This is a genomic window from Bradyrhizobium sp. WSM1253, from assembly GCF_000244935.1.
Taxonomy (GTDB): domain Bacteria; phylum Pseudomonadota; class Alphaproteobacteria; order Rhizobiales; family Xanthobacteraceae; genus Bradyrhizobium; species Bradyrhizobium canariense.
Genome location: NZ_JH600073.1, coordinates 1,050,323 through 1,075,356, shown reverse-complemented (window position 1 = coordinate 1,075,356; position 25,034 = coordinate 1,050,323). Strand labels below are relative to the sequence as shown.

The window sequence follows — 25,034 nt, the reverse complement described above, 5'->3', positions numbered from 1 at the left end:
GTGGGGCGGGAGGCCTGTTCCCCAGACCCTGTTCTCCGAGGGAAAACGAGGCTACACAGGCCGCCGCGAGCCTATAAGGCACGACACTCGTAATTCAGGGACGGCGCAAACGTGAATATCGACCAGTTGAAGCGGCAGGCTGCGGCGCGCGCCCTCGAGGACGTCCGTGACGGCATGCAGCTCGGGCTCGGCACCGGCTCGACCGCAAAACATTTCGTCGAGCTGCTCGGCGAGCGGGTCCGCGCCGGACTGAAAGTGATCGGCGTGCCGACCTCCGAGGCGACGCGCCTCGATGCAATCCGCTGCGGCGTGCCGCTGACCACGCTGGATGAGATCGACCATCTCGACATCACCGTCGATGGCGCCGACGAGATCGACTCCGAACTCAATCTGATCAAGGGCGGTGGCGGCGCGCTTTTGCGCGAGAAAATCGTGGCGGCCGCCTCGGATCGCATGATCGTGATTGCCGACGACACCAAATGGGTCCCGACACTTGGCCGCTTTCCGCTGCCGGTCGAAGTCATCCCGTTCGGGCTTGGGGCAACGCGACGCGCGATCGAGAAGGCGTTTGCGGAATGCGGCGTTTCCGGGGAGATGGCGGTCCGCAACGGCAAGGACGGCCACGTTTTCGTCACCGATGGCGGCCACTGGATCGTCGATGCCCAGCTCGAAAAGATTGAGGATCCCGCCCGCCTTGCCACGGCGTTGAGCGCGATCCCCGGCGTCGTCGAGCATGGTTTGTTCATCGGCTTGGCCAGCTCGGCTGTTTTGGCGGGTGGCGAAGGAATTCGCGTGATTGAACGGCGAAAGCCGAAAGGAGACTAGGAATGAAGAGCGTTTTGAAATTGTTGCCGGTCGCGACCCTCGCTGTGGGACTGGCCTTCTCGGTCGCCCCGGCCGGGGCCCAGCAGGCCGCCCCGCCGAAATCGTCGCCGGCCGCCGTCGCGGCGGCCAAGGAGATCCTGGCGATCAAGAACGCCAGTGCGATGTACGCCAACGCGGTGCCCGGCCTGGTCGAGAAGACCAAGATCGCGCTGATCCAGCAGAACCTGAACTACCAGAAGGACCTCACCGAAGTCGCCCAGATCGTCGCCCAGCAGCTCAAAGGCCGCGAGAGCGAAATCGGCGATGGCATGGCGCAGGTCTATGCCAGCGAGTTCACCGAGCAGGAGCTGAAGGATCTCGTGACTTTCTACAAGTCGCCGCTGGGCAAGAAGCTGATCGAGGCCGAGCCGCGCGCGATCGGGCTGAGCATGGCCTTCATGAACTCCTGGGCCCAGAACTTCTCCGAGACCGTGATGGGCAACTTCCGCGCCGAGATGCGCAAGCGTGGCAAGGAGATCTGACAGTTCCTATCTGATCAGAATCCGGATCATGTTCTGAAAGAGGTCGGAGTGGACAATGGCTGAATTCGACGTCGACCTCTTTGTCATCGGTGGCGGTTCGGGCGGCGTGCGTGCCGCCCGCATCGCGGCCGGCTACGGCGCCCGCGTCATGATCGCGGAAGAGTACCGCATGGGCGGGACCTGCGTGATCCGCGGCTGTGTGCCGAAGAAGCTGTTCGTCATCGGCTCGCATTTCCGTCACGAGATCGAGGACGCCGCCGGCTTTGGCTGGACCGTTCCGCCTGCGACCTTCGACTGGCCGACGCTGATTGCCAACAAGGACAAGGAGATCGCGCGTCTGGAGGCGGCTTACACCGCCAATGTCGAGAAGTCAGGCGCGCAGATCGTCAAGAGCCGCGCGGTGATCGAGGACAAACACACCGTCCGCCTGCTCGAGAACGACAAGAAGATCACCGCAAAATACATTTTGATCGCCACCGGCGGCGCGCCCAATCACGGTGCTCCGATTCCCGGCATCGAGCACGTGATCTCCTCCAACGAAGCGTTTCACCTGACCAGGCTGCCGAAGCGGATCGTGATCCAGGGTGGAGGCTACATCGCGCTGGAATTCGCCGGTATCTTCGCCGGCTTCGGCTCCGACGTCACAGTCATCTATCGCGGCGACAACATTCTTCGCGGGTTCGACGAGGATGTTCGCGCCCATGTCCGCGCCGAGATGGAGAAGCAGGGGATCACCATTCTCACCGGCTGCACTGTGACGAAGGTCGATCGGCACGGCGAGGAATTCACCACGCATCTGTCGAACGGATCGAGCCTCGCTTCCGACCAGGTGATGTTCGCGATCGGCCGCCATCCGGCGGTGGCCAATCTCGGCCTGGAGAAGGCCGGCGTCGCCATCAACCCGCGGAACGGCGGCATTGCGGTCGACCATTTCTCGAAGAGTTCGGTCGACAGCATCTATGCGATCGGCGATGTCACCCATCGCTTCAACCTGACGCCGGTCGCGATCCGCGAGGGCCATGCGTTCGCCGACACCGTATTCGGCAAGCGCGAGGTGCAGGTGGATCACGCCAACATCCCGACCGCCGTGTTCTCGCAGCCGGAGGTTGGCACCGTCGGCCTCACTGAGACCGAGGCGCGCGCGCAATTTGGCCATGTCGACATTTACAAGACCACGTTCCGCCCCATCAAGGCGACGATGTCGGGCCGCGATACCCGCGTGCTGATGAAGCTCGTCGTCGACGGTGCCTCCGACCGCGTGCTCGGCTGTCACATCGTCGGCGATGCCGCGGCCGAGATCACGCAGGCAGTCGCGATTGCCGTGAAGATGAAGGCGACCAAGGCCGATTTCGATGCGACGATCGCGCTGCATCCGACCGCGGCCGAAGAACTCGTCACCATGCGCACCCCGACCGCACGCCACGTGCGCCAGGCGGCGGAGTAAACTCCGCTCAGCCGTACAAATATCCGACCGGCTTGCCCTCGGTCCGCAGGGGACGGATGTCCTTCTGCGTGATGATCTGACCGGCGAGGCCGTCGATTTCGTCGCGTTGCGTCGGCGTCCAGCTGCGGAGGTCGTTCATGCCTTTGAGAAGGCCGAGCCGAAGGACCTGCGTGTTCTCACCGACACCGATGAGGCTTGTGGCGTTCTTGCCTGCCGTCACCACATCGCCGGCTGTGAGCTCAAAGGTCTCGCCAGTCTTGTTCTTGAATTCGGCCGTGCCGCGGATGACGCGGTAGATCACGACTTCGCCCTTGGCGAAACATGTGGTGTCCGCTGCTGCCGACGTGCTCTTGGGCAGCAGCGATTGGCCGAGTGGGTCGGTTGCGATGATGTGGCCGGTGACGAGACGGCCGCTCGGCACTTCAATGCCGATGTCGCGCACGTAAACCGGCATGGCCGATTTGACCGGGCTGTCGGTGAGCGGCTTGAACAGCGCATCGAGCGCCAGCGGGTCCTGGAGCCAAAAGCCTGCGTCCGCAGGGCGATCATGCAGAGAGTGGCTCCATGCCACCCGTGGCGTCTCGTCTTCGTTGATCTGATCCGGGCCGACAATGGTCGGGTTTGGAAAGGTCGTCGGATCGGTGATGAAGGCTTCGAGGAATTTGCCGGAATAGCCCATGGAAATCGGATCCGGCGCCACTGTTTGTGGTGTCTTCAAATTCTCTTCGGTCGACAGTCCCGACCAGGTGTAGAACAGCTGGCGGTGCACGATCGCGCTTTGCAGCATCACCGCGCCGGGGCCGACATTGTAGAAGCGCCCGTCATAGTCGAAGGTGAACGCGCCCGAGGTGACCAGCACGAGCTGAAAGCCGCCCGGTGGCAGATGAAGATGGAAATCTGTCGGTCCGGTGTCGGGCAGATAGATCGGCAGATTGGTCGCGACCTCGTGCAGCAGGAAAGTTTCGTTGTTGGCATGAAAGCCCTCGTTGGCGCGATTGTAGAGGGCCTGCGGCCGGTACGTCGCCTCGAACTTCGCATTCCGGTCGCGGTCGATCGCCACGAAATCCCGGTCGTTGAGGCGAAGGGGGGCGCCGTCCGGACGGGTCAGGCCGGTGATCTTGAGATCGCCGGCGGCATGCACGTTCATGGCAGTCTCCGATTCTAGCCCGCTCACCCGGCGCACGCATCTTGCTGCTGTAATCGGGAGAGCAGGGGATCAGGCCTGATGCTGCCTTGCGAATTCTGGGCCAGTCGAGGAGCCACGCGGCACGAAGGCTTCGCGACGAGCCGCCACGCGAAGAAAAATCGAGGTTGCACCTGAGGTTAGATGACACGCTTGACCAGCCTGCATGGCCATGTTCGCCTAGTCTGAAAACCTGGCGACGAGAGGTGTCTTGTCTAATTTGTCGGCATTCTGGCGCGGACGTGCAGCTGCGCCGATCAGGAGAAGTCGGCGGCCGGGTGTCTGAAGCCGTTCATTCGAAATATCGACGGACGGTCCGCTCGGGCTTGCCGTACGGGCTGTCGGCCCACTTCGCCATGTCCGCCGCACGCGCCTCGATGAGCTCGCACCAAAGGCAGCTGAGCTCCGCGCGCCCTTTGGCTGAGAGCATCGGAATGAGGCCATGGCCGCAGCCGGCACAACATTTGACGCGATTCATGGTTCTCCCCGCGAGCTTCCGAATTCAGGAGCGACATTGTTGCTCCCGAAGCCTGCGCGGGCGCTATGAGGGCGTAGGGACGCTTGCCGGCGCGGCGCTCGTCCCCGAGATCGTCGCGTCTGCGATCCAGCGCGACACGGCGGCGATGTCCTCCGCATTGTCGCGGAAGGCACGAAGCTGGAATTCAGCCGAGCTGCCACGCTCGACGATGGTGCGGCAGTGTTCGACCTCGGCGGCGCAGTTCAGCGTGGCCGCGTCCCCGGCGACGTCCTCGATCACGCGGGAGAGCAGTTCGGAGATCTCGACCGGCCCCTCCCTGGAGGCAAGGATGCAATCGGTGCCGTAGCGCTGGGCACGCCATTTGTTCTCCACCGCAATCGCGCGTTCGACCGCGGTGACCTCTTTCGACAGATGAGGTCGCAGGTAGAGATAGCGCGTCAGGCAGCGATAGAGCGAGGCAATGGCAACGGCGTCGTCGACGAAGGTGCAGGTATCGGGCGCACGCAACTCGAGGGTCGGGTGCTTCATGGATGGGCGCATGGCCCACCAGATGTGGCTTTCATCGGGGATCACGCCGGAGCGTTGCAAGGCGCCGACATATTCGTCGTAATCTTGCCTGCTCTCGAACAATTCGGGCAGGCCTGTGCGCGGCAGCTCGGAATAAGCGGCGAGCCGGTAGCCCTTCAGACCGGTCTTGTGTGAATTCCAGAACGGAGAGGAGGCCGACAGGGCGATGAACAACGGCAAATGCGGCAGCATCGCTCGCATCACCGCCGTGCGCTTTTCGGGATCGGGCAGCTGGACGTGCACATGCATGCCGCACATCAGGTTGCGGTGGCCGATGCTGCGCAGATCCTCGATCATCTCCTCGTAGCGCGGCTTGGGGCTCGGCTGCGACATGCGCCAGACCGCGGTCGGATGCGTGCCGCAGGCCATGATCACGAAGCCGTATTGTGCCGCGACGTTCGCGACTTCGCGCCGCAGGAAGCGAAGCTCTTCGCGCGCGTCGGCGACGTCGACATGAACGTTGGTGGCGACCTCGAGCTGGGACTGCAACATCTCCCGCATCGCCTGGCCGCCTGTCGACCAGTTTGCAGATTCGAAAAGCTCATTGGGGGTCTGAATCGCGACCTCCAGGCTGCGGCGATCGGCGAGGAAGTATTCCTCCTCGATGCCGAACGAATATTCCGCAGCCTTGCCGCGTCCGCCGGCCGAGCGAATGACGAGGTGCTGCTTGTCTTCCGAGGAATCGAGCCGCAGCAGTTTTAAAACGTCTGATGCAAATGTCATTGTGCCACCCGGCCAAGGTATTTACCTGCGGGCGTTAATCCTTCTGACGGGGGCGGGTTCCGCGTCGAGCCCACCGGAAATTGCAAGGTCGAACGGAACAATTTTCGCGCTTTCGGACGCACGTGCGACCAGCGCGTGATTCGCGGGCACTTCCGTCCAGTCCGTTTCCTTGTCGAAAGGCTCGGACACGACGATGACCTGGCCGCCAGCCTCACGAAAATACAGTGTGTTGGCGGCATCGTTGACCGCAACCCGGAAGGCATAGAGATCCCGGCCGTTGGCGATGGCGCTAGTGAAGCGTAGCCGCTCCCGAAGCTCGCCTTCGTTGACGAGGCCGACAAGGGATCGCAGCACGCGATGCGTTGCGCCGAGCGGATCGGCGTCGAGAACCGCGCCCATCATGGCGAGAAATACGGCTTCCGAATCGGTCGTGCCTGTCCGCGAAGGATAGTAGGCGTCGGGGATCAGCGCCTCGACCTTGCGCCGCAGGCGATTCCAGCTGCCGACGAAACCGTTGTGCATGAACATCCAGTGGCCGCAGGCAAAGGGATGACAGTTCTGCCGTGTCACCGCCGTGCCGGTGGCGGCGCGCACATGGGCGAAGAACAGATGCGAGCGCAGATGCCGGCAGAGATAGCGGAGATTTTCGTCCGACCAGGCCGGGCGTGTTTCACGATAAAGACCAGGCTCCGGATGCTCGCCGTACCAGCCGAGACCGAAGCCGTCGCCATTCGAGCCGGCCGTCGACTGGAGCGAGCGGATGCTTTGCGCGATCAGCGAATGCTCGGGCTCGGTGACGTAGGGCTCGAAAGACGTGGTCTCGCCACGGTATGCGATCCAGCGACACATGGGAATCCTGTCAGGAGATGCTTGCTGAAATGTATCAACGAACCTGACAGGAGGATGGTTCCCGACAGCGAGTGTCGGGAACCAAGTGGTCACTACACCGGCACCGGAATCAATGGAGCAACCTCGCGATCCAGCGCGTTCTCGCTAGCTGCGAGACCTTGTGCGACGCCGACCCGGTCGGCCTCGGGACGGTTCTGGCTCATCTTGCGCTTGCCTTCGAACCGCATGACGGGAATGCGCACGCCGACGATTCCGCGCAGCTGCGCGGCGATGAAATCCGCAGGGGCATCCGTCACGGCCCAAGGCTTTGCACGCGATCCTTCGTGCCTGTTCGTGAGCCGCGTCACGGCGTCGAGCAGGCGCTCGGGCTCCTGGAAGAATTCGACCGGGCCGTAGGCATGCACCGCGACGTAGTTCCAGGTCGGCACGACCTTTTCGGTCTCCTGCTTGGTCGCGTACCAGGACGGCGTCACATAGGCGTCGGGACCGCTGAAGATCGCCAGCGCATCTCCGATCGGCGGCAGTTTCCATTGCGGATTGGCTTTCGCCACATGTCCGTACAGCACGCCATGCTCGCCTTCGCTCTCATCGAGAAAGAGCGGCAGCGGTGTGGCGACCGGGCCTTCGGTGGTGGCCGTGACCAGACTGGCGAGGCGGGCGCCGCGAATGGTCGCCCGGATGCTCTCGATATCGTCCTTGAAGGCGGGAGGGATGTACATGGTCTATCTCCGGTGTTGGTCTGGAGATAGCCGGAATCTGGCCTATAATAAACTGCCAGTTATCGCCTATTTAATCAGTCCAGTTCGGCGACGGCCTGTGCGAGAAGCCTGCAGCCGCGCTCGATCTGTGACACCTCCAGTGCCGAATAGCCCATGACGAGGCCGACTGTCTTCCGCGGTCGGCGAGGTCCGACGAACAGTGCCGAGACGGGATAGATGCCGACGCCCTTTGCATGGGCCGCCTTGATCAACGCGTCCTCTCGCTTCTGTGGCAGGTTGTCGAACCACGCCACGATGTGCAGGCCGGCGGCCGTGCCCTCGATCCGGACGCGATCCCCGAACCGGCGGCGAAGCGCGTCGAGCAGCGTGCGCTGGCGTTCGGCGTTGCGCCGGCGCACGCGTCTGATGTGGCCGTCATAGGCGCCGCTTTCCAGCATCGACGCGAGTGCGTCCTGTTCGATCAGCGGCGTGTGCCGGTCCATGATCTGCTTGGCGGCGGCGAACAGGGATCGCAGGGCGCTGGGCACCACCAGATATCCAATCCGCAAGGTCGGCGACAGCGTCTTGGAGACGGTGCCGAGATAGATCACGTTGCCGCCGCCTTCCAGCGCATGCAGCGGCGGGATCGGCTTGGTGTCGTAGCGATACTCGCTGTCGTAATCGTCCTCGATCACGTAGGCGTCGTTTGCCCTGGCCCAGGCGAGCAATTGGTGCCGGCGTCCGATCGGCATGACGCCGCCGAGCGGATATTGATGCGACGGCGTGACATAGGCGAGGCGGGCTTCGACGCCCTCGAGCCGCGTGGTCTCCAATCCATCCGCGTCGACGGGAATCGGGATCGTCTTGGCGCCCGTCGCCGCAAAAGTATGCCGCGCCATCTGGTAGCCGGGATCCTCCATCACGAAGCGGTCGCCGGCATCGAGCAGCAGGCGCGCGCAGATGTCGAGGCCTTGCTGCGAGCCGTTGACGACGACGATCTGATCGACCTCGCAGCGGACGCTGCGCGACCGCCACAGATAGCCTTGGAGCGCGGTCCGCAGCCGCAGCGCGCCGCAGGGGTCATCATAGGCCAGCCGCTCGGGCTTGCGTGCCATCGCAGCAGTCACGGCCTTCTTCCATGCCACTACCGGGAAATCCGACGGCGCGAGCTCGCCATAGCGGAAGTTGGCGACGAGCCCGCGCGGCGGCTCGGTCCAGCGCGGCGGATCTTGAAGCAACCGGTCCCCGAAAGCCGACAGCCGCACCTTCCGCGCCGACGGTCGCGACACTACGCGCGCGTGTCCTCGCTCGACGACGGCGCGAGCCACACGCGGCCGCGCGCCATGGCGTGTCTCGATGAAGCCTTCGGCGGCGAGCTGTTCGTAGGCGATCGTCACGGTCGAGCGTGCCACGCCCATCTCGCCGGCCAGCGCGCGGGAGGACGGCAGCAAACCGTCGATCCCGTACACCCGCGCCAGGATCTGATCTCTCAAGGCCTCGTAGATCTGGCGCGCGCCCATGCGGTCGGCACGGGGCGCGGGATTGGTCTTCATCTGGGTCATCCACATTCCAAGCCGGCATTCGCCCGAGCGGACGATGTCGGAATGTGGTTCTAATCCCGTTCGCCGAGAGTTTCGACGTAAGCCTTGCCGTAGGGATGAAAATGCTCCTTGCGGCCCTGGTCCCACAGTGCCCTAAGGCCGGGCGTCGTGATGTCCCAATCCGGCCGGCACTTCATGCCGACTGCCCTGAGGTCCTGGCGGAGCTCTTCGACGGTTGGACGGCCGAAGAACCAATAGCCGTTGTAGATCTTGTGAATGACGAGGCCGGGCTCGAGCACGATCACGTGCGGAATCATCGGATTGTGGACGGGGTCGGTGTATTCGGCGATGTCGAGATCCTTCTGAACGAGGCGCCGCGAATCCGAGAGGAAGGGCCAGTGCGCTCCGACGCCGCTGCGATATTCGCTGGTCTGGGTGATGTTGTCGGTCGTGATCGTGACCATCCGGCAATAGCCCACCTCCATCTCGCGATGGAGCTGGAGCAAGCCTTCGGCCTGGCGGCGATCCTTCGGACAGTATCCGCCGCGGCCGAGCACGAGCACCATGGGAGCGCCCGCCTGCAGTTCGGAGAGCTTTCGGTGCTTGCCGGTGTGGTCGCTGAGCTCGTAATCCGGGAAGGTTACTCCCGGCATGATGTCAGGTCGCATTACGCTCTCCCAGTTTTACAGATCAATCACGACGTCGTTTCGGGGCCGTGCGCAGCAGATCAGGACATTGCCGTCCGCCGGCGGATCGAGCGGATCCGGCGCATAGTCGACCGTCCCTGCGATCAATCCGCTCTCGCAATTGTGGCACACGCCGGTCCGGCACGACCAGCGCACGGGAACGTCGCAGGCTTCGGCCAATTCCAGCAGGCTGGCATAGGCCGGTCCCCAGCGGACATTGAGGCCGCTGCGGGCGAACGAAACCATCGGGCCGGGGCCAGGAGCGCCGACCGGCGGGTGCGCTCGCTTCTGCGGAGAGGATGCTATGCCGGGCGTCAAGGATGGTCCGGCGCCGAACAATTCGGTGTGGATGCGATCCGGTGCGATGCCCAACGTGGTGAGGCCAGCTTTCAGATCGCTCATGAAAGCTGTCGGTCCGCACAGATAGAAATCGCCGTCACGCGGCACGCTCAGGCTCTGGAGCAGGCGTGCGTCGAGATGTCCGGCTGTATCGAACGCGACATTGAGACGATCGCCCGGGTCAGGCGCGCTGTAGCAGACGTGGCTATGGTGACGAGAGAGCCCACCTAGCAATTCGCGCGCCTCGGCGGCGAACGCATGTTCGCGGCCGTTGCGGGTGCCGTGCAGCCACCACACGTCCCGCGTCGTCGCTTCAGCGGCGAGGGCGTGGAGCATCGCGAGCACCGGGGTGACGCCGATACCGGCGCTCAGCAGGACGACGGGCCCGGTGCCCGGTCGTAGCGTGAAACTGCCGCGTGGCGCACCGAGCTGCACGGCAGCGCCGTCCACCAGCTCGTCGGCGATGTAACGGCTGGCGGCGCCGTGAACTTCGCGCTTGATGCTGATGCGATAGGACGCGGCATCGGAGCCGCTCGACAGCGAATAGCTGCGCGTCATCGGCTGCGCACGGGAAGGCTCGAGCCTGATGACGACGAACTGACCGGGCAGGGCGGCCGCCACGGGATGTCCGTCGACGGGTTCGAGGATCAGCGACGTCACGTTGTCGCTTTCGGCGATCTTGCGCGCCACGCGAAAGGAACGGAATCCGCGCCAGGCCGGAGGAGCGCTCGCCGCCGGCCCAAGCCCGGCGTTTCCCGCGGTCTTGTTTTCCTTCTGCTGCTCGAGCAGCGCCTCGAATGAACGGTGCCAGCCGCGGCTCAGCGCGGGAATCCGCAGCGCGCGCTCGAGGCGTTCGTGCGGATGCGGCGGCAGGTAAAGCAACGCATTGATCTCGGACACGCTCATGCGCTCGGGTCCCACGGCGATCTGCGTGATCTCGTCACCGGCCTCGACGTCGCCTTCCTCGATCACACGAAAATAGAATCCCGGCCGCCCGTGCCTGACGAGCAGCGCGGCCATGTCCGGCTCCTCCATGCGAATACCGAGCCGGTAGCAGGTGACGCGCGGCTGGGTCACTTCGAACACCGCGGAGCCGATCCTGTAGCGGTCTCCGATGCACACGTTGGTGTCGGCGAGGCCCTCGACCGTAAAGTTCTCGCCGAACTGGCCATGAACGAGGTTCGATCGACCCAGATGCTCCTGCCAGTACCGATAGGATTCCTCCTGATAGACGAATACGGCACGATGTTCGCCGCCATGACCGGCCGTATCGCCCTGGCCGTCGCCATCGATGTTGAGCCGGCGCACCCTGCGCGGGCCTGCGACCTGCGCCTTCCAGATGCCGGTGTGGACGGTCCGACCCTGCCAGGCGACGTCGCGCGGCAGGCCGACATTGACCGAAAGCAGATTTGCCATTGCGTGTTCCCGATCTGACTGCGCGGTTCTGCCGTCATCCTTGCATTCGGATGGGGTTTTTGGCTCGTTAGTCGTTGTTAGACGTTGCGAGCAAGCCTTGCCACCGGCGGCCTTGAGGCCAATCTCAGATGGCATAACGAGAACACAGTCAAACGGGAGATCACGATGGATGATCAGGGTAAGCTGGCCGCGCTCCAGCGCCATTGGGACGCTTCGGACGCGAACGATTTCGAGGCCGAGCACGACATCTACCGCGAGGACGCGGTGCTCGACTATCCGCAATCCGGCGAGCGGATCCGCGGTCGCAGCAACATCCAGCAGAGCCGGTTCGTACAACCGAACAAGAAGCGCTTCACGGTTCGGCGCATCGTCGGCGGTAACGATCTCTGGGTAAGCGAATTCGTGCTGACCTATGACGGCGTGCCGTCCTACGTCGTGAGCATCATGGAATTCCGCGACGGCCTCGTGGCGCACGAGACGCAGTATTTCGGCGACGGGTTCGAGCCGTCGCCCTCGCGGGCGCATCTTGTCGAGCGGGTGGGGTAACACGGGCTCGGTCGCAACACGGAACCCGATGCGGCGGCTGGTCGCAGCCGCGTCGCCTTGATTCCGACAGCCCCATCTTTATGTGTGAAAGGAACAAGAATCCGGGCCCCTCTGGCGAGGACGTCGACACTGTCGGCAAAACCTCGTGATGTCGGATGACCTGTCCCGCGCGAATGCGATGGATCGGCCGATCGTCGGGCCTTCTTGAGAGCCTCTCCGACCCAATCGTCCCCATCGCAGCCCCGTGCGGTCATTTCGCAAGATAAGGGAGCAACGATGTCTGACGCCAAGCATTCAAATCCGATCGAAATCGAGATCACGGAGCCGTCCAGCCTGAACGAGCAGGCTGCGGTGGCGCTGGTGATTGTCGGCGCGCTGGTTGCGGTTGCCGACCGCCAAGTTTCGCCGGTCGAACGCGACGAGGTCGTCCGTTTCATCCGGGATCGCAAGCTGGCACCGCACATATCCGAGAACCGGCTCTACGCCATGTTCGACGAGCTTGCCGAACGGCTCGAGGAACCGGATTTCGCCAATGTGGTGATCGAGAATTTGCGTCCGGTTTCGGACCTGCCGCTGTCGGCTCATTTGATGGAGCTGTCGGAGCGCGTCGCGGCCGCGGACGAGGACGTGCATCCCCACGAAGTGCAGGCGATCAAGCTGTTGCGCCTGCTGACGCTGGTGCTGCCCCGCGCAAAGCAGGTGGCGCCGGGCGCCGTGCGCGCCGAACAGCGCATCGCCGCCGAGGAGTAAGCATGAGCGCAGTTTCGGACGAGGATAAGACAGGGACTGCGGGCGCTACCGGCCAGATGGCTGGCGGCGACCCGCGCCTCGACAAGCTTGTCCATCGCCTGCCGCCGCGCATGGGCGAAACCGTCGCCTATCTGCTCAAGCCGTCCAGCCGCTGGGTGAGAATCCCTTCGGGCGCGCTGCTGATTGTCGGCGGCGTGCTCTCGTTCCTGCCGGTGCTCGGCGTCTGGATGCTGCCGCTCGGCCTCGCTTTGCTCGCGGAAGACGTGCCCGCGCTGCGATCCTCGCGCAGCAAGGTTTTGGATTGGGTCGAGCGGAAGAAGCCGCAATGGCTCGATCCTGCCGCACCGAAAAATGACCAATCATGACTGAATTCATCACCACCGAAGCGTTGACCGCGCTGCTTCAGGTCGTCTTGATCGACCTCGTGCTCGCCGGCGACAACGCCGTCGTCATCGGCCTTGCCGCAGCCGGCCTGCCGGCCGAGCAGCGCCGGCGCGCCATCGTCGTCGGCATCATCGCCGCGACCGCCCTGCGCATCGTCTTTGCCGGCGTCGCGACCCAGCTTCTGCAAGTGATCGGGCTGTTGCTCGCCGGCGGCGTGCTGCTGCTCTGGGTGTGCTGGAAGATGTGGCGGGAGCTACGCGAGCAGTCCGCGCATGCGAACGAGCTCGCGTTCAGCCATGGTGGCAGCGGCGCTGCTCCTGCCTCCCGAAAGACCTTCAGGCAGGCGGCCGTGCAGATCGTCGCCGCCGACGTCTCGATGTCGCTCGACAACGTGCTCGCGGTCGCGGGCGCCGCGCGCGAGCATCCCTACATCCTCGCCTTCGGCCTGTTATTGTCGGTCGCGCTGATGGGCGTCGCCGCCGATTTGCTCGGCCGCGTGCTCCAGAAGCAGCGCTGGATCGGCTATGTCGGCCTCGCCATCATCGTTTACGTCGCCTTCGAGATGATCTATCGCGGCTCGCTCGAGCTCGCGCCTGTGATCGCGAGTCTCTGAGGCAACGCGTCTGTCTATCATCCGGAGTGATCAATGACGTCCGAACCCAAAGCACCTTCGGCGGTTTCCGTGCCGGCGCCGCAAATCGGCCCGTTTGCCCAACTCATCTTTGGCTCGCGCTGGCTGCAGGTCCCGCTTTATGTCGGCCTGATCGTCGCGCAGGCCGTCTATGTGCTGCTGTTCCTGAAGGAGCTCTGGCACCTGGTCGTGCACTCGTTCGACGCCAGCGAGCAGCAGATCATGCTGGTCGTGCTCGGGCTGATCGATGTCGTGATGATCTCGAACCTGCTGGTGATGGTGATCGTCGGCGGTTACGAGACCTTCGTCTCGCGCCTGAACCTCAGCGGTCATCCGGACGAGCCGGAATGGCTCAGCCACGTCAATGCCAGCGTGCTCAAGATCAAGCTTGCGATGGCAATCATCGGCATCTCCTCGATCTCGCTGCTCAGGACTTTCATCGAGGCGGGCAATCTCGGCACGACGCGGAGCAATTTCACCGAAAGCGGCGTGATGTGGCAGGTGCTCATCCACCTGACCTTCATCATTTCCGCAATCGGCATCGCCTGGGTCGACCGCCTCAGCGATAGCGGCCAGCGCAAGGGAGCTGGTCACGGCTGAGTGTGACAGACGGCCGCTCAAAGACCGAAGGCTGCGCTCAGGAACGTCGGCTCCGCGCCAGCGTCTCGGAGGGTGCCTCGCCGAACGCCAATCTGTAGCCGCGCGAGAACTCACCAAGATGCCAGAAGCCGTTGCCGAGCGCTGCGGCCTTGACGCTCATGCCGCCGCCTCCGACCATGAGCTGGATGCGGGCGGACCACAGCCGCTTGAGGCGCAGATAGTGGTGCAGGCTCACGCCGTGCACCGCATGTGCGGCGGTCTGCAGCGTACGCACCGATACGCCGAGCGCAGAGGCGAGGTCGTCACTGTAGAGTGCCTTGCTGCCGGACCACATGACCATTTCGTCGAGGCGCGCGATCAGCTTGCGGTGCTTGGCGAACGATCCGCGTCGCGCGGTCAGCCCGCCGGCCGGCGCCATGGCATCGTCGAGACAGGCGAGCAGCGTCTCCTGGATGGGTCGGTTGAGCGCCTCGAATTGCCGGGGATCGTTGCACGCCGAGGCGAGTGAGAACATCTCCAGGATAGCGGCACGTAGGCGCGCCATCGGATGGTCCTGCGCGCGAACATATGCGAGGCCGGTGTCGAAATCCGTCCAGCCGCGATGGCGCATGTCCGAGTTGAAGCGCAGCATCAGGTAAGTGTTGGGATGATGCTCGATCGCGTCGACGGGGGTTTTGCCGCGCATGATCGCAATCGTTGAATTGTCGACCTCGCGGCCGTTGGAGGTGGAGTGAAACGTGAGGGGGACGACGAGGCCGACACCATTGTCCGTGCCGATCTCGGCCTCAAATCGCCGTGCAAAGGAGCGCTGGAGCACGAACAACCCATCCTGGAGCGGCAGGATGGCGCGAGACAGCGAGAATTCGCGCGGGCGGAGCGGCGTGCTGATGCCGAGGCCGAGCACCTCGTTGGCGCGAAACTCGGCGAAATCCGAGAAGCGCTCGATGCCGAGGATTCGCGAAGGCTTCAGCCGAGCTAGCGGCATTTCGGGATCCTGGCGCGAGGGATGAGCCGCAAAATACAAACGGTATCAGATGGTCGACCGTCGGCCCTATCCCGGGAAACTACTGCGACGCTTCATCACGCAACCTGCGGATAGGCCGCGTTTTCCCGCCGCTCGCGCTCGCCCAGCTCGCGCACCAGCTCCTGGAGGAAGGATTCCGTGTGGGCGGGCAGGGTGCGCTCGGCGCGAACGTAGATGCCGAGATCTGACCACACCGGACTGCCGGCATTGTCGAGTGGCAGGAAGACGAGCCGGCTGTCGCGCGACAGCCTGTCGATGCCGAGCTGGGTCTGGAAGGCGACGCCGACGCCGCGCGCGGCGAGCTCGCGCATCAGGTCGATCGAGTTGGCCTGGATGGCAGGCTCCGGCGTCTCGGACAGCTGCGCGATCAGCGGCTGGAGCAGATGATAGATCGACAGCTCCGGCAGCGCGTGGATGACGGGAAAGGCGAGACATTGGGTTAGGGTGACCGTCTTGCGGCGCGCCAGTGGATGCTCGCGCGCGACGACGGCGCCGAGGCGAAACCGTTTCAAGGCGACCTGGCGCAGGTCCGGCGGATGGCGCAGCGCCATGGCGATGCCGATGTCGGCCTCGCCGCGGCTCAGGGCCTCCAGCACATCCGACGATCCCTTCACCTCGGTGGTGAAGCTGACGCGCCGGGCGCGGCCGCGATGTGAGGCGATCAGGTCCGGCAGCACCGATTCCGTGAGCGACTCGATGCAGGCAATGCTGACGGTGCCGTGCCAGGTCCCCGACAGGGACGCGACGTCCGAGCGGAAGCGGTCGAGGTCCTGGAGCACGTTCATGACGTGCCGGGCCAACATCTCGCCGACCGTCGTCAGCGTCAGGCCGCGCGCATTGCGCTCGAACAACGGTGACCCAACCTCCTGTTCGAGCTTGAGAATCTGGCGGCTTACGGCCGACGAGGCAACGTTCAGCAGGCGCGCCGCGGCCCGAATCGAACCGGTGCGGCGGACGGCGTGGAAGTACTGGATGGCCGGTGAGTGAAAGCGCATGGGATCCCCGGCCCACTATAGCTGTTGCCGAAACGGCATCAATATGTACGAAATTCTGTGCTTTTCGAGCACGCTCCTCCCACCTAGGTTCGCGCCCGGCTTGGCCGGTCCCGCCGGACCGTCATGCCATGCGCAACGAGGCGCCAGGGGATCCGGGGTGGACGAGAACATTGTTTGCGAGGTCGCGCCGGATACGCGTCTGGTCGATCGCCGTCGCGCGGCGGCCTATGTCGGCGTCACCGCCGGACGCTTCGAGCAGCTGGTGCGCGACAGCGTCATGCCACCGCCGGTCATGGTGGACAACAAGCGGCGCTGGCCGCTCGCGTTGCTCGACGTCGCGAAGGACGCGGTTGTCAGCAGCAGCATGCCGTGCCTGCCGCAGGTGACGGTCGAGATTGCGCAGGACGCGCGTCCCTGCGAACGGGCCCCGGCACCGGCCTTGCACGAACTGCCGGACCAAAACTGGTTCGAGCAGCGCGCGCGGTTCGTTCAGCGCGTGCGCCGGTCGCTGCTGTCGGGCAACGAGATCCGTCTCTTGCGCGAGTTCAAGCTGCTCAGGCAGAACCAGATCAGCATGTTCGGCTATTACGGCAGCTTCGAAGCCCTGATGGTGCGCGGCTACATCGTCGAGCTCGCGCGCAAACCACCGTCGAGCCGTCCGCTGGTGACGTACCGGCTGACCGCGCAGGGCGAGCGGGTCCTGTCGGCGCTGAAGGACGAGCCGGCGATCTGACCGGCGCGGATAAGGCGACGGCATCCTTCGGCATTATCGCACGGCGTGCATCTCCAGAAACGCCTTCACACCGGTGACGGTGCCCGTGTCCGACGGCACATAGCCGGGTAGCGTAGCGACAGCCGCGCGAAAATTGGCGCTGCGGATGATCTCCAGGATGCGCTGCATCGGCCCGGTGTCCAGGAACGCGCGCTTGCAGACGAAGAAATAATCCTCGGTCAGGAGCCGGATGAAATCGAGGCCGAAATGCCGGGCGGCGGCCTCGACGCCGAAACTCGCATCGGCCATGCCGCTCGCGACATAGGCTGCGACCGCGGCGTGGGTGAACTCGATCTGCTGCGCGCCGTTGATACGGCTCTCGTCAATTCCGCTTGCCGCGAGCAGTTGGTCGAACAGGAGCCGCGTGCCGGAATCGTGGTCGCGATTGACGAAGCGGACTTTTGGTCCGGTGAGATCGTCGAGCGAAGCGATGCGCAGCGGATTGCCGCGCGCGACCATCAATCCCATTTCGCGTGTGACGAAGCTGACGATGCGATCCTCGCGTGGATCGAGCCATTCGCGCGCAGCCTTGATGCCCTGGGCGCGCAGCGCGCCGTGCGGCAGATGCAGGCCCGAGAGATCGCAGGCGCCCTGCGCCAGCGAGACCAGCGAATGCTGGTTGCTGACATAGCGCAGATCGACGCCGATGCCCGGCTCGCGGTCGAGGAATTCGCGCAGTTTTGCCACCGCAAAGCCGTGGCTGGCATGCACGCGGATCACCGACGGGCGCTGCTCGAGGAACGGCTTGATCTCGCTCGCCAATTCCTGCGCGAGGTTTTCAAGCTGAGGTCCGAGCCGGGCCTGCATGCGCTCGCCCGCCCACACCAGCCGCTCGCCGAACGGTGTGAGCTTTGAGCCCTTGCCGCGCTGGGTCTCGACCAGCGGCGTGCCGAAGAACTCCGACCATTGCTCGATCAGATTCCAGACATGGCGATAGGAGAGGTGGGCGTCCTTGGCCGCGCTGGTGATCTTCCCGGTCCTCCGGATTTCGTTGAGGACGCCGAGCATGATGATGGCTGTGCGCGGATTGCCCTCGCGGCGAAACCGCCATACGGCCTCGATCTCGATCTGAAGCATTGGTCCTCTTTATGAACTGGACTTCATATCAGGAGCGTCCATTTGCAAACCATATCATATTTACTCCGCTCTACAGACATCTAGTCTGGCATACCAGAACTGGAGGAAATATGATGTCTGTTGCATATGACTTTGCACATTCGCCGGCCACCGAGTTCATGTCCCGCCCACAGCATCTGCTGATCGACGGCCGCCGCGTCCCCGCAAGCTCCGGTCGCACCTTCAAGTCGCTCAATCCGGCCACCGGGCAGGTCATCGCCGTCGTCGCCGAAGGCAACGAGGCCGATGTCGAGCATGCGGTCGCCGCCGCGCGCCGGGCTTTCGAAGGCTCCTGGCGCACGATGCGGGCGTCCGAACGCGGCCAGATACTGCTGCGCTGGGCTGACCTGCTCAAGGCCCACGCCGAGGAGATCATCGAACTCGAATCGATCGACGCCGGCAAGCCGATCTCCGCGACATCGCGGCAGGATTTTCCGGCCGCCGTCGACACGCTGATCTACTACGCCGGTTGGGCCGACAAGATCAGCGGCGACGTCGTGCCCGTGCGCGATGATGCCCTGACCTACACCGTGCGCGAGCCGGTCGGCGTGGTCGCGGCGATCGTGCCCTGGAATTTCCCGCTGATGATCGGGATGTGGAAGCTTGCGCCGGCGCTGGCCTGCGGCTGCACCATCGTGATGAAGCCGGCCGAGCTGACCTCGTTGTCGGCGCTACGCATCGCCGAGCTCGCGCTTGAAGCCGGCCTGCCGGCGGGCGTCTTCAACGTCGTCACTGGCCCCGGCCGCGTCGTCGGCGACGCGCTGGTCAATCACCCCGACGTCGACAAGGTCACCTTCACCGGCTCTCCCGGTGTCGGGCGGGGAATCATGAAGGGCGCCGCAAGCAACTTCAAGCGCGTCTCGCTCGAGCTGGGCGGCAAGTCGGCCAACGTCATTTTCGACGATGCGGATCTCGAATCCGCATCGAAAGCTGCGGCTTCCGGCATCTTCTTCAATGCAGGCCAGGTCTGCTCGGCAGGCTCCCGCGTGCTGGTGCAGGAGAAGGCCCATGACGAGGTCGTCGAGCGACTGGCAGCGCGCGCAAAGTCGCTCAGGATCGGCGACCCGCTCGACCGCAAGACGACGCTCGGCCCCGTCATATCCGAGAAGCAGATGAAATCGGTCCTCGATTATGTTGATATCGGCCGGAATGAGGGCGCGACCCTCGTCACCGGTGGCGAGAAGGTAGGCGATCGCGGCTACTTCATCAGCCCCGCGGTGTTCGCGAATGTCGCGCATGAGATGCGGATCTCGCAGGAAGAGATCTTTGGCCCCGTCGTCAGCGTCATCAAGTTCAAGGACGAGGCCGACGCTTTGCGGATTGCCAACGGCACGGCTTACAGCCTCGCCGCCGGCGTCTGGAGCCGCGACATCGGCAAGCTGCAGCGCTTCGCCAAGCGGGCGCGCGCGGGCACGGTCTGGATGAACACCTATGGCTACACCGACGTGCGCCTGCCCTGGGGCGGCGAGCGCGACTCCGGCCTCGGCCGCGAGCACGGCACCGCCGCGCTCGACAATTTCACCGAGCCCAAGGCTGTCTGGATGAATCTGGCCGTTTGAAACCTCCCGAGCGGCCAAGCCTTGAGCCCGCCTGATCACCCGGTCCGGCGGGCTCTTTTTTCGAGATCGGTAAAATTGTCTGCATTCCGCTCAGCGGCGGCAAACCCTGCGGACAAGAACTATACGGCCATAAACCCCGGCTTTGGAACCGGCGTGCATCCTGCCTGCAACAGGGTGGGGCATCAGCAATGTCAGTTCTCAGGGAGGTCGTCGTCGCGGTCGCGGGAGTCTACGCACTTCTGTTCGCGTGCGACGCAATGTTCGGGATCGGCGAGGCGCGCTTCGACGATGCTTATTACAGCGCCAGCTTCTACGCGCCGCGGCCAAAGGAGTTTCGTTTCGCCGGCGATACGCCGCCGGCCGTCCGCGTCAGCGACGCCTTTGCGCAATTCGCGCCCGGCGAAGCCAAGCCGAACAAGCGCTATTCGTCGCTGACGACAATCATTCGCTAGGACGCATACTCGTCGTTCCGACTGCAACCGCGGCGGTTCGCGCCCAGGCCGGCGGCTTGCCGCTTGCGTCGGACCCCGCGCTACATCACCGACACGACGGGCCGTGAATGGAAATCGGTCAACTGCCTCTTCAATCCTCCCAACCGGCTTTACGAAGGCCGTCCAACATGAGGGCGTGATCTTCTGGCCGAAACCACGGTGGCCGTTGACGGACCTGAAACTCGAAGGATGCTGATGAAATTGCGATTGCTTTCTGCAGCGCATCGTCGGCTTCAGCGGTTCGACCGAGTTGGCCGAGAGCTGCGGCAAGCCAGCGGTAGGGGGAGGGAAAATCGGGAAATGTTCGGATCGCGCGCTCCGCCGCCTCGACTGTGGCCGTGTAGTCCCGGCAAAAATAGTGAGCCAACGCGACCTGGTTCAAGCGATTCACCAGCGATGGGTCACGAGGGTCCAGCCGAATGCACGTCTCGAGGGCGACGAGGCCCTCTTTGGGACAGCCAGAATACGCGAGAATGACGCCCAGCGCTCCGTGAGCCGGTGCGAGATTCGGGCAGAGTGCCAGCGCACGCTCGGCCTGCGCACGTGCTCCGCCGTGATCGCCCCGAGCGTTGAGCGCCAGCCCCAGGCGTGAGTGGGCGTCTGCGTTGCCGCGATCCAGAGCGACCGCGCGTCGCGCCAATTCTTCTTCTTCGACTTGTGTTCCTTTCGACCGACTGAGCACGGTGGAGAGCCCGATATATCCGGGCGCGAACATCGGATCGAGATCGATGGCCCGCTGAAAGAATTCTCCGGCAAGCGCATCATCCTCGGTACTCGCTTTGCCGAGATGCCACATTCCACGCTGGTAGGCGCCCCAGGCATCAAGACTTGCGGGTGGCTTGCGCATTGCCCGCTGTTGCTCGGCGCCGGCAATGACCGGCGCGATTGCGATCGTCGTGGACTGCGCGATGTCATCCTGTACGGAGAAGATGTCCGCTATATCGCGGTCGTAGCGTTCCGCCCAGACATGATTGCCTGTCTCTGCTTCGACAAGCTGCGCGGTGACTCGGACGCGGTTGCCGGATTTTCGCAGCCCGCCCTCAAGCACATAGCGAACGCCCAGTTCGCGGCCGACTTGTTTCACGTCTACCGCGCGTCCCTTGAAGGAAAACGACGAATTGCGGGCGATGACGAAGAGTGAAGAATATCGCGACAATGCCGTGATGACGTCCTCCGCGATTCCGTCGGCGAAGAACTCCTGGTCCAGATCGGGACTCATGTTCTGGAACGGCAGAACCGCGATGGATGGCTTGTCCGGGAGCGCCAGCGGTCGCGCAATTTCAGGCGCTTGTGCTGGCTTTGATGCTGCAGAGGAATTCGCATCGACAAGGAGGCGCCATGCATGCATCGGTTCGGCGATATTCTTGAGTGCTTGCAGGCCCATATCATCGTAGGCGACGTCTATCTTGCCCCGAATCTGCCGACGAGCATCGTCGGAGATACAGATGCCGCCGGGGTCGGCTATTCCTTCAAGGCGCGCGGCAATGTTGACGCCATCGCCGAAGATGTCGTTGTCATCGATGATGATATCGCCGATGTGGATGCCGATCCGGAAATCGATCCTCATTGCCGGGGAGACGTCGGCGTTCTGCGCCGCCATTCCGCGCTGGACTTCGACCGCACTGCGCGCGGCGTCGACCGCACTCGCAAACTCGACCAGCATGCCGTCGCCGGTGGTCTTGACGATGCGGCCGCGATGCGCAGCGATCGTGGGGTCGACAACGATCCTTCGAGCCGCCTTCAGCCGGGCCAGCGTGCCTTCCTCGTCGGCGCCCATGAGACGGCTGTAACCGGCGACATCGGCAGCCAATACCGCTACAAGTCGTCGTTCCACGCGCTCGCCGGTCAAAATTGCCTCTAACAAAATGGCCTCTAAAATAAGATATTTGGCCCTGCGCATCAAAGCACGCAGAGCTGCTTTCGGCTAGCACCGACGTTCGTCCGGGGTCACAAGACGGAATGCCGGATCATCGTGCTCAGGTCTGCTTCACTCAGGGAAGGAGCATGTGTCGGTCCACGCCTTTCATGCTGTATTCTCATTCCCCCTGGATCCATTCCGCGACGCCACGCCACAGCGTGTCGCGATGGTCGGGGCGGAAGAAGCCGAAATGGCCGATCGCCTTGGCGCCCACGTCGGACGGCTTCACGTTGACCACCTCCGGCTTGATCGCGGTGAATCCGCTCGCAAGCAACTCGACCGCGGGCTGCGTTGCCCAGGGATCGTCGGAGAAGCAGAGTGTGCGCAGCTCGCCCTTGAACTTGGCGAAATTCTCCAGCGCCGGCAGCTTTGAATCGAAGAGATAACGGGGGCTCGAAACCCACTCGGCCCATTGCAGGAAGACGCCCTTGGGTAAATCCTCACCGATGCCGGCCCAGCCCGGCGCGTAACCGAGCGCGTGGACGAGCGGCACACCGACAAGATTCATGAAAGCGAAGACGCGGTATTTTTCCGGCGATGTCATCAGCCGCCAGGTCGCCGCCTGCGAGGCCACGAACGCGGCGCGCGAGATGTCCGCGTTGTTGGCGATCAGCCCGAGCGCCTGGCCGCCAAAGGAGTGACCGACATAGGCTAAGGGCAGGGTGTTGTAGCGCTCCCGCATCCAGTGCACTGCGGCGGTGACGTCGAGCGCGGCCCAGTCCGACATCGAGGCCTTGAAGCCGACCAGCGATTTCGGCTGGTTGTAGCCGACCATCGCCGGCAGCCGGGAGTCGCCGATGCCGCGATAGTCGTAGGTCAGGACCGCGCAGCCGCGATGGGCGAGATAGGAGGCAAAGCCGCGATAGATTTTTCGCGGGACGGCAGTCGCCGAATTCACCAGCACGGCATGGCGTTTGGTGCCGCGCGGCAGAAATAGCGTGCCGGCCAGCGCATACCCGTCGGTCGCCGGGAAGCTGATCTCGTCGATGAAAACGTCGTCCAGTGCCACGCCCATGGGCAGAAGGTATCCTGCCGGTTTCCTCGCCGTTTCCCAGCAAATGCGAATTTGGCTTTCCCCGCAAGGCTTTGCAGTGCCAATTGGATTTACAACTGGCGGCCGGTGGCCAGCCTGTGTATAAGGCGACCCTCGCAACCCACAGATCAGGTTGTGCTTTTTGCTTCACGGAGAGATTGCGATGTCCGAGCGGTGGACGCCCGAATCCTGGCGCAGCAAGCCGGTGCTACAGGTGCCCGATTATCCCGACGCCAAGGCCCTGGCTGACGTCGAGGCGCAGCTTGCGACCTTTCCGCCGCTGGTGTTCGCGGGCGAGGCGCGCAATCTGAAGAAGGCCTTAGCGCGGGTCGCGGCCGGTGAGGCCTTCCTGCTGCAGGGCGGCGACTGCGCCGAGAGCTTTGCCGAGCACGGTGCCAACAACATCCGCGACTTCTTTCGTGTGCTGCTCCAGATGGCGGTGGTGCTGACCTATGCCGGCGCCGTCCCGGTGGTGAAGGTCGGGCGCGTCGCCGGCCAGTTCGCAAAACCGCGCTCCTCGCCGATGGAGAAGATCGACGGTGTCGAGCTGCCGAGCTATCGCGGCGACATCGTCAACGACATCGCCTTCACCAAGCAAGCGCGCATCCCTGATCCGCAGCGCCAGCTGATGGCCTATCGCCAGTCGGCGGCGACGCTGAATTTGTTGCGCGCGTTCGCGACCGGCGGCTACGCCAATCTCGGCAGCGTGCATCAGTGGATGCTCGGCTTCCTCAAGGACTCGCCGCAGTCCCGCCGCTACAAGGAATTGGCCGACCGCATCTCCGATGCGCTCAACTTCATGCGCGCCTGCGGCCTCGATCTCGAGGCCCACCCCGAGCTGCGCGCCACCGATTTCTACACCAGCCACGAGGCCCTGCTGCTCGGCTACGAGCAGGCCATGACCCGCGTCGATTCCACTACCGGCGACTGGTACGCGACCTCGGGTCACATGATCTGGATCGGCGACCGCACCCGCCAACTCGACCACGGCCATATCGAATATTTCCGCGGCATCAAGAATCCGATCGGGCTCAAATGCGGCCCGTCGCTCAAGCCCGACGAACTGCTGAAGCTGATCGACGTGCTCAATCCCGACAACGAACCGGGCCGGCTGACCCTGATCGGCCGCTTCGGCTCCGACAAGATCGGCGAGCACCTGCCGAACATGATCCGCGCCGTGAAGCGCGAGGGCAAAGTGGTGGTGTGGTCGTGCGATCCCATGCACGGCAACACCATCACCTCGACGTCAGGTTACAAGACGCGGCCCTTCGACCGCATCCTGTCAGAGGTGAAGTCGTTCTTTGCGATCCACACCTCGGAAGGCACCCATGCCGGCGGCGTGCATCTGGAGATGACCGGCCAGGACGTCACCGAGTGCCTCGGCGGCGCCCGTGCGATCACCGACGAGGATCTCAACGACCGCTATCACACGGTCTGCGATCCCCGGCTCAATGCCGAGCAATCCATCGACATGGCTTTCCTGGTCGCAGAACTGCTCAAGCAGGAACGCGCCGGCAAGGTCAGGCCGATGCCGGTCGCAGCGGGGCTCTAAGACCTTGCTGCGGATCTGGAAGGCCACGATCAATTCCCGTAACGGTCTGGCCTTTGCGTTCCGCTCGGAGCAGGCGGTCCGCGAGGAAATCGTTGCGCTCCTCTTGTCGCTGCCGCTCGCGTGGTTGGTCGGCGCGACTGCGATGCGCGCGGTCGAGCTGATCTGCGCGGTCGCGTTCGTGCTGGTGGTCGAGCTGCTCAATACTGCGATCGAGAAGCTTGCCGACCGGCTGACCATGGATCACGACAAGCAGATCGGACGGGTCAAAGACATGGGTTCGGCCGCGGTCGGTCTTGCGCTCCTGATGGCCGGCGCATTCTGGATCATCGCCATCATCGAGCGATTGGGATTCCTCTAAAGCGCTAATCGCGCTTTAGGTTGTTGTTTTGAGCA

25 protein-coding genes are annotated in these 25,034 nt (G+C 63.9%); 13 read left to right on the top strand and 12 right to left on the bottom strand.

Annotated features, from left to right (window positions below; genetic code table 11):
- Positions 1-111 precede the first annotated feature (111 nt).
- Genes rpiA through gor form a run of 3 tightly spaced genes read left to right on the top strand, consistent with a single transcriptional unit; the run spans position 112 to position 2,790 of the window.
- Positions 112-825 (top strand): ribose-5-phosphate isomerase RpiA, encoded by a 714-nt coding sequence (gene rpiA / locus BRA1253DRAFT_RS07085; RefSeq protein WP_007592568.1) that lies wholly within the window; start codon positions 112-114, stop codon positions 823-825.
- A 2-nt stretch (positions 826-827) separates the two neighbouring features.
- Positions 828-1,346 (top strand): DUF2059 domain-containing protein, encoded by a 519-nt coding sequence (locus BRA1253DRAFT_RS07080; protein WP_007592566.1) that lies wholly within the window; start codon positions 828-830, stop codon positions 1,344-1,346.
- 55 nt (positions 1,347-1,401) lie between these two features.
- Positions 1,402-2,790: a glutathione-disulfide reductase gene (gene gor / locus BRA1253DRAFT_RS07075; RefSeq protein WP_007592564.1), complete on the top strand. Its 1,389-nt coding sequence runs from the start codon at positions 1,402-1,404 to the stop codon at positions 2,788-2,790.
- Positions 2,791-2,797: 7 nt separating this feature from the next.
- Here gor and BRA1253DRAFT_RS07070 read toward each other — a convergent pair whose 3' ends face one another.
- The 7 genes from BRA1253DRAFT_RS07070 to BRA1253DRAFT_RS07035 all read right to left on the bottom strand — a co-directional run bounded on the left by BRA1253DRAFT_RS07070 (position 2,798) and on the right by BRA1253DRAFT_RS07035 (position 11,270).
- Positions 2,798-3,937, bottom strand: coding sequence for a hypothetical protein (locus tag BRA1253DRAFT_RS07070; protein ID WP_007592562.1), 1,140 nt, complete (start codon positions 3,935-3,937; stop codon positions 2,798-2,800).
- A 577-nt stretch (positions 3,938-4,514) separates the two neighbouring features.
- A complete protein-coding gene (locus BRA1253DRAFT_RS07060; RefSeq protein WP_007592559.1) occupies positions 4,515-5,741 on the bottom strand; it encodes a carboxylate-amine ligase in 1,227 nt (408 codons plus the stop codon).
- A 21-nt stretch (positions 5,742-5,762) separates the two neighbouring features.
- Positions 5,763-6,590, bottom strand: coding sequence for a class II glutamine amidotransferase (locus BRA1253DRAFT_RS07055; protein WP_007592557.1), 828 nt, complete (start codon positions 6,588-6,590; stop codon positions 5,763-5,765).
- A 92-nt stretch (positions 6,591-6,682) separates the two neighbouring features.
- A complete protein-coding gene (locus BRA1253DRAFT_RS07050) occupies positions 6,683-7,309 on the bottom strand; it encodes an FMN-binding negative transcriptional regulator (RefSeq protein WP_007592555.1) in 627 nt (208 codons plus the stop codon).
- A gap of 74 nt (positions 7,310-7,383) precedes the next feature.
- Positions 7,384-8,850, bottom strand: a complete 1,467-nt coding sequence (locus BRA1253DRAFT_RS07045) for a PLP-dependent aminotransferase family protein (RefSeq protein WP_007592553.1) — start codon at positions 8,848-8,850, stop codon at positions 7,384-7,386.
- Between the two features lie 50 nt (positions 8,851-8,900).
- On the bottom strand, positions 8,901-9,497 hold the full coding sequence (locus BRA1253DRAFT_RS07040; protein ID WP_007592552.1) for a redoxin domain-containing protein: 597 nt from the start codon (positions 9,495-9,497) through the stop codon (positions 8,901-8,903).
- Between the two features lie 15 nt (positions 9,498-9,512).
- Positions 9,513-11,270 (bottom strand): MOSC and FAD-binding oxidoreductase domain-containing protein, encoded by a 1,758-nt coding sequence (locus BRA1253DRAFT_RS07035; RefSeq protein WP_007592549.1) that lies wholly within the window; start codon positions 11,268-11,270, stop codon positions 9,513-9,515.
- Between the two features lie 165 nt (positions 11,271-11,435).
- Here BRA1253DRAFT_RS07035 and BRA1253DRAFT_RS07030 point away from each other — a divergent pair, with 165 nt between their 5' ends.
- The 5 genes from BRA1253DRAFT_RS07030 to BRA1253DRAFT_RS07010 all read left to right on the top strand — a co-directional run bounded on the left by BRA1253DRAFT_RS07030 (position 11,436) and on the right by BRA1253DRAFT_RS07010 (position 14,181).
- Positions 11,436-11,816, top strand: a complete 381-nt coding sequence (locus BRA1253DRAFT_RS07030) for a nuclear transport factor 2 family protein (RefSeq protein WP_007592548.1) — start codon at positions 11,436-11,438, stop codon at positions 11,814-11,816.
- 276 nt (positions 11,817-12,092) lie between these two features.
- Positions 12,093-12,566 carry a tellurite resistance TerB family protein gene (locus BRA1253DRAFT_RS07025; protein WP_007592547.1) on the top strand — a complete coding sequence of 158 codons (474 nt, stop codon included), beginning with the start codon at positions 12,093-12,095 and terminating at the stop codon, positions 12,564-12,566.
- A gap of 2 nt (positions 12,567-12,568) precedes the next feature.
- Positions 12,569-12,931 carry a hypothetical protein gene (locus BRA1253DRAFT_RS07020; protein ID WP_007592546.1) on the top strand — a complete coding sequence of 121 codons (363 nt, stop codon included), beginning with the start codon at positions 12,569-12,571 and terminating at the stop codon, positions 12,929-12,931.
- On the top strand, positions 12,928-13,563 hold the full coding sequence (locus BRA1253DRAFT_RS07015; protein ID WP_007592545.1) for a TerC family protein: 636 nt from the start codon (positions 12,928-12,930) through the stop codon (positions 13,561-13,563). Before BRA1253DRAFT_RS07020 ends, BRA1253DRAFT_RS07015 begins: the two co-directional genes overlap by 4 nt.
- A gap of 33 nt (positions 13,564-13,596) precedes the next feature.
- On the top strand, positions 13,597-14,181 hold the full coding sequence (locus BRA1253DRAFT_RS07010) for a TIGR00645 family protein (RefSeq protein WP_007592544.1): 585 nt from the start codon (positions 13,597-13,599) through the stop codon (positions 14,179-14,181).
- Between the two features lie 37 nt (positions 14,182-14,218).
- On the opposite strand, the gene BRA1253DRAFT_RS07005 is transcribed toward BRA1253DRAFT_RS07010, so the two are convergent.
- Both BRA1253DRAFT_RS07005 and BRA1253DRAFT_RS07000 read right to left on the bottom strand, forming a co-directional pair.
- Positions 14,219-15,166 carry a helix-turn-helix domain-containing protein gene (locus BRA1253DRAFT_RS07005; RefSeq protein ID WP_007592542.1) on the bottom strand — a complete coding sequence of 316 codons (948 nt, stop codon included), beginning with the start codon at positions 15,164-15,166 and terminating at the stop codon, positions 14,219-14,221.
- 95 nt (positions 15,167-15,261) lie between these two features.
- The gene (locus BRA1253DRAFT_RS07000) at positions 15,262-16,200 is read right to left on the bottom strand and encodes a LysR family transcriptional regulator (RefSeq protein ID WP_007592541.1); all 939 of its coding nucleotides are present in this window, start codon (positions 16,198-16,200) and stop codon (positions 15,262-15,264) included.
- 157 nt (positions 16,201-16,357) lie between these two features.
- Between BRA1253DRAFT_RS07000 and BRA1253DRAFT_RS06995 the strand changes: the two genes are divergently transcribed.
- Positions 16,358-16,933: a hypothetical protein gene (locus BRA1253DRAFT_RS06995; protein WP_007592540.1), complete on the top strand. Its 576-nt coding sequence runs from the start codon at positions 16,358-16,360 to the stop codon at positions 16,931-16,933.
- Positions 16,934-16,966: 33 nt separating this feature from the next.
- On the opposite strand, the gene BRA1253DRAFT_RS06990 is transcribed toward BRA1253DRAFT_RS06995, so the two are convergent.
- The gene (locus tag BRA1253DRAFT_RS06990) at positions 16,967-18,049 is read right to left on the bottom strand and encodes a substrate-binding domain-containing protein (RefSeq protein ID WP_007592538.1); all 1,083 of its coding nucleotides are present in this window, start codon (positions 18,047-18,049) and stop codon (positions 16,967-16,969) included.
- 113 nt (positions 18,050-18,162) lie between these two features.
- Between BRA1253DRAFT_RS06990 and BRA1253DRAFT_RS06985 the strand changes: the two genes are divergently transcribed.
- Together BRA1253DRAFT_RS06985 and BRA1253DRAFT_RS06980 are read left to right on the top strand one after the other, a co-directional pair.
- Positions 18,163-19,647 (top strand): aldehyde dehydrogenase family protein, encoded by a 1,485-nt coding sequence (locus BRA1253DRAFT_RS06985; RefSeq protein WP_007592537.1) that lies wholly within the window; start codon positions 18,163-18,165, stop codon positions 19,645-19,647.
- 188 nt (positions 19,648-19,835) lie between these two features.
- Entirely contained in the window at positions 19,836-20,099 is a 264-nt protein-coding gene (locus BRA1253DRAFT_RS06980; protein WP_007592535.1) for a hypothetical protein, read from the top strand.
- A 130-nt stretch (positions 20,100-20,229) separates the two neighbouring features.
- Here BRA1253DRAFT_RS06980 and BRA1253DRAFT_RS06975 read toward each other — a convergent pair whose 3' ends face one another.
- Both BRA1253DRAFT_RS06975 and BRA1253DRAFT_RS06970 read right to left on the bottom strand, forming a co-directional pair.
- Positions 20,230-22,038, bottom strand: coding sequence for an adenylate/guanylate cyclase domain-containing protein (locus BRA1253DRAFT_RS06975; RefSeq protein ID WP_007592533.1), 1,809 nt, complete (start codon positions 22,036-22,038; stop codon positions 20,230-20,232).
- A gap of 136 nt (positions 22,039-22,174) precedes the next feature.
- Positions 22,175-23,071, bottom strand: a complete 897-nt coding sequence (locus BRA1253DRAFT_RS06970; protein WP_007592532.1) for an alpha/beta fold hydrolase — start codon at positions 23,069-23,071, stop codon at positions 22,175-22,177.
- 181 nt (positions 23,072-23,252) lie between these two features.
- Between BRA1253DRAFT_RS06970 and BRA1253DRAFT_RS06965 the strand changes: the two genes are divergently transcribed.
- Positions 23,253-24,641, top strand: coding sequence for a class II 3-deoxy-7-phosphoheptulonate synthase (locus BRA1253DRAFT_RS06965; protein ID WP_007592529.1), 1,389 nt, complete (start codon positions 23,253-23,255; stop codon positions 24,639-24,641).
- A 4-nt stretch (positions 24,642-24,645) separates the two neighbouring features.
- Positions 24,646-24,999 (top strand): diacylglycerol kinase, encoded by a 354-nt coding sequence (locus BRA1253DRAFT_RS06960; RefSeq protein WP_007592527.1) that lies wholly within the window; start codon positions 24,646-24,648, stop codon positions 24,997-24,999.
- Positions 25,000-25,034: the final 35 nt, after the last annotated feature.

Bases quoted from the DNA above. Each gene is read 5' to 3' on its own strand.
- BRA1253DRAFT_RS07080 (WP_007592566.1), top strand. From the start codon at position 828: ATGAAGAGCGTTTTGAAATTGTTGCCGGTCGCGACCCTCGCTGTGGGA.
- gor (WP_007592564.1), top strand. From the start codon at position 1,402: ATGGCTGAATTCGACGTCGACCTCTTTGTCATCGGTGGCGGTTCGGGC.
- BRA1253DRAFT_RS07070 (WP_007592562.1), bottom strand. From the start codon at position 3,937: ATGAACGTGCATGCCGCCGGCGATCTCAAGATCACCGGCCTGACCCGT.
- BRA1253DRAFT_RS07060 (WP_007592559.1), bottom strand. From the start codon at position 5,741: ATGACATTTGCATCAGACGTTTTAAAACTGCTGCGGCTCGATTCCTCG.
- BRA1253DRAFT_RS07055 (WP_007592557.1), bottom strand. From the start codon at position 6,590: ATGTGTCGCTGGATCGCATACCGTGGCGAGACCACGTCTTTCGAGCCC.
- BRA1253DRAFT_RS07050 (WP_007592555.1), bottom strand. From the start codon at position 7,309: ATGTACATCCCTCCCGCCTTCAAGGACGATATCGAGAGCATCCGGGCG.
- BRA1253DRAFT_RS07045 (WP_007592553.1), bottom strand. From the start codon at position 8,850: ATGACCCAGATGAAGACCAATCCCGCGCCCCGTGCCGACCGCATGGGC.
- BRA1253DRAFT_RS07040 (WP_007592552.1), bottom strand. From the start codon at position 9,497: ATGCGACCTGACATCATGCCGGGAGTAACCTTCCCGGATTACGAGCTC.
- BRA1253DRAFT_RS07035 (WP_007592549.1), bottom strand. From the start codon at position 11,270: ATGGCAAATCTGCTTTCGGTCAATGTCGGCCTGCCGCGCGACGTCGCC.
- BRA1253DRAFT_RS07030 (WP_007592548.1), top strand. From the start codon at position 11,436: ATGGATGATCAGGGTAAGCTGGCCGCGCTCCAGCGCCATTGGGACGCT.
- BRA1253DRAFT_RS07025 (WP_007592547.1), top strand. From the start codon at position 12,093: ATGTCTGACGCCAAGCATTCAAATCCGATCGAAATCGAGATCACGGAG.
- BRA1253DRAFT_RS07020 (WP_007592546.1), top strand. From the start codon at position 12,569: ATGAGCGCAGTTTCGGACGAGGATAAGACAGGGACTGCGGGCGCTACC.
- BRA1253DRAFT_RS07015 (WP_007592545.1), top strand. From the start codon at position 12,928: ATGACTGAATTCATCACCACCGAAGCGTTGACCGCGCTGCTTCAGGTC.
- BRA1253DRAFT_RS07010 (WP_007592544.1), top strand. From the start codon at position 13,597: ATGACGTCCGAACCCAAAGCACCTTCGGCGGTTTCCGTGCCGGCGCCG.
- BRA1253DRAFT_RS07005 (WP_007592542.1), bottom strand. From the start codon at position 15,166: ATGCCGCTAGCTCGGCTGAAGCCTTCGCGAATCCTCGGCATCGAGCGC.
- BRA1253DRAFT_RS07000 (WP_007592541.1), bottom strand. From the start codon at position 16,200: ATGCGCTTTCACTCACCGGCCATCCAGTACTTCCACGCCGTCCGCCGC.
- BRA1253DRAFT_RS06990 (WP_007592538.1), bottom strand. From the start codon at position 18,049: ATGCTTCAGATCGAGATCGAGGCCGTATGGCGGTTTCGCCGCGAGGGC.
- BRA1253DRAFT_RS06985 (WP_007592537.1), top strand. From the start codon at position 18,163: ATGTCTGTTGCATATGACTTTGCACATTCGCCGGCCACCGAGTTCATG.
- BRA1253DRAFT_RS06980 (WP_007592535.1), top strand. From the start codon at position 19,836: ATGTCAGTTCTCAGGGAGGTCGTCGTCGCGGTCGCGGGAGTCTACGCA.
- BRA1253DRAFT_RS06975 (WP_007592533.1), bottom strand. From the start codon at position 22,038: ATGCGCAGGGCCAAATATCTTATTTTAGAGGCCATTTTGTTAGAGGCA.
- BRA1253DRAFT_RS06970 (WP_007592532.1), bottom strand. From the start codon at position 23,071: ATGGGCGTGGCACTGGACGACGTTTTCATCGACGAGATCAGCTTCCCG.
- BRA1253DRAFT_RS06965 (WP_007592529.1), top strand. From the start codon at position 23,253: ATGTCCGAGCGGTGGACGCCCGAATCCTGGCGCAGCAAGCCGGTGCTA.